Annotated in this window: 2 protein-coding genes; both read right to left on the bottom strand. The window is 55.3% G+C overall.

The window, feature by feature from the left end; all coding sequences use genetic code 11:
• Positions 1-83: 83 nt before the first annotated feature.
• Entirely contained in the window at positions 84-365 is a 282-nt protein-coding gene (locus BFF77_RS31510; RefSeq protein ID WP_066956880.1) for a S1 domain-containing protein, read from the bottom strand.
• On the bottom strand, positions 362-740 hold a 379-nt coding region (locus BFF77_RS35370), incomplete at its 5' end, for a hypothetical protein (protein ID WP_211280372.1). The genes BFF77_RS31510 and BFF77_RS35370, both read right to left, overlap by 4 nt.

The raw sequence follows: 740 nt of genomic DNA, 5'->3' as shown, positions 1-740 counted from the left end.
TCCGGTGGGGCCTCTGGACTCCCCCAGGAAGTCGCCAGGCATCCTTCTCAGGAGACTGCGCGGACTTGGTTGACGAATTTCAACTATTGACCCCTTGCCTGCCTCAGCCGCTCAGCGAGCGGGATTTGACTGGGTGGTCTCAAGATGAATTTGTCCTTCTGCTCGTCAAAGCAGTCCAGATAGCCGCTGACTCGATCGCCAACCTGGTAATTATCCCCAGCGTCGATGTACAGGGCGTCAATGAGCCCAACGCGAGACAGTCCCAGGTCCACGATGATTCCCCAGCGAAATACCGCCTCAATCTCACCATCGACCATCTCGCCGATGAGATGTTGCTCGTATTTGCTGAGCTGCCCGTTTGTCACTGTCCTACCAAACTTCGCGGGTACTGGTTGAGTCGATCGAACACGGTGTTCGGAATGGCAACCTCCACGCCAGGAACGCCATTATGCGAGCCCACATACTGACTGAAGTGCTGTTCAAAATCAGCTTTCGGGATTCTAATTTCGACGACACCGCCGTCATAACCTCCACGGCTGGCGTAATCGAGCGCAATAGTCTTCCCTTCATCCGCCAGCCCAAAGTACGCCCGTCCATCCGGATACCCATTTCCAGATCCCGGGAAATCACTCTTGTGGAAGCCATCCTTCAGCAACCTATCCGTCATGCCAGTACCAGGCGCCTTGTAAATGGATACTTCCGGGCAGCCATTGCTGTTATGCACAAGAACCGGCGTCGCC

Origin of the sequence: Streptomyces lushanensis (assembly GCF_001700515.1) — a bacterium.
Taxonomy (GTDB): Bacteria; Actinomycetota; Actinomycetes; order Streptomycetales; family Streptomycetaceae; genus Streptomyces; species Streptomyces lushanensis.
Note: the sequence above shows the minus strand (reverse complement) of the source record. Positions and strands in the feature narration are given on the sequence as shown.